We start from the raw sequence: 1,126 nt of genomic DNA on the forward strand, positions 1-1,126 counted from the left end.
ACAGTAAATATGAAGAGGTTGTTTTTTTAATAAAGACAGCCTCTTTACATTAAAAGGAAAAGGGCATCTCGACCATGAAGTAGGATACAAACTAAGCTACCCGGTACCTAACAGCGGGCAGAATGGGACACAGGATCAGATCATAGAGAATCATCATGGTACTAATGTTTTAAATTTTAGCCCTACCAATTATACTTTTGCAATCGTTCATTCTCATTATAATAACCAATACCCTATTTTTTCGCCCGATGATTTGGTGGCATTGAATCTGTGGATTTCAGGGGCTATTGCTCACAACAGCAACCCTAATAATATGCCAAGAATCAATTTGAAAGAACTCACAATCTCTGTAGTCACCTATCGTGGCACTTATCTGATGTCTTTTGACGGAACAAGCATTGATCCTTATCCTAATTATACACAAGCTCAATGGAAAAAATTAAATAGTGATTATCTCCAATTTATGCGTGAAGCAGGAAATGATAGTAATCCTGATTATATGGAAAAAATTGAAACACAATTTCTTAAATTTACCCAAAAGTACATGCCGATGCCGGGAATGAAGCTTTTCAAGGTAGAAAGTACCGGAAATACAGAAATCTATTTAGAAAATGGCAATCACAAAACCAAAGAATGTCCAAAATAAAAAAAAACAATTATGAAATCTATACTATTAGTTTTGCTGCTGATTGTAGCAACCTCTTGCAAATCACAAATTTATCCATTAAATGCAAAAATGAGTGATTTACCTCCCAATGCTTATGTAAAAGATTTGAATAATGAGCTTGATAAATATGTAGGATTATGGAAAGGGAATTGGAATGGTAAAACACTTTATATTGAATTCAAAAAAGTAAAATATCATTACGAAGATGATAATTATCCTCTTTTTGTGGATATGATATTAGGAGAGAGAAAAATTGTCAACTCTAATGGTATTGTAGAAGTTGATCGTATAACAAATTTCAATTATCAAGACACCGAATTTAGAGGTATATTTGATAGTTTTTCAGGAGAAAAAAGATTTATGTTTTCACCTGAAAATATGTGTATGAAACAAGCATCATTATACATAAAGAATTTTACCAATACCCAAAATGACCTTACATTTTGAGTATGAAGCCAG

At 32.4% G+C, this 1,126-nt stretch carries 2 protein-coding genes; both read left to right on the top strand.

What is annotated here, in order from left to right; translation table 11 throughout:
• Window positions 1-313 precede the first annotated feature (313 nt).
• The gene (locus tag OF897_RS21525) at window positions 314-646 is read left to right on the top strand and encodes a hypothetical protein (RefSeq protein WP_267267718.1); all 333 of its coding nucleotides are present in this window, start codon (window positions 314-316) and stop codon (window positions 644-646) included.
• 12 nt (window positions 647-658) lie between these two features.
• Window positions 659-1,114 (top strand): DUF6705 family protein, encoded by a 456-nt coding sequence (locus OF897_RS21530; RefSeq protein WP_267267719.1) that lies wholly within the window; start codon window positions 659-661, stop codon window positions 1,112-1,114.
• The last annotated feature ends 12 nt before the right edge of the window (window positions 1,115-1,126 follow it).

The sequence above is a fragment of the Chryseobacterium formosum genome, assembly GCF_026460885.1.
Taxonomy (GTDB): Bacteria; Bacteroidota; Bacteroidia; order Flavobacteriales; family Weeksellaceae; genus Chryseobacterium; species Chryseobacterium formosus.

What these genes read in the sequence shown, in the direction of transcription:
- OF897_RS21525 (WP_267267718.1), top strand. Translation starts at nt 314, where the DNA reads ATGCCAAGAATCAATTTGAAAGAACTCACAATCTCTGTAGTCACCTAT.
- OF897_RS21530 (WP_267267719.1), top strand. Translation starts at nt 659, where the DNA reads ATGAAATCTATACTATTAGTTTTGCTGCTGATTGTAGCAACCTCTTGC.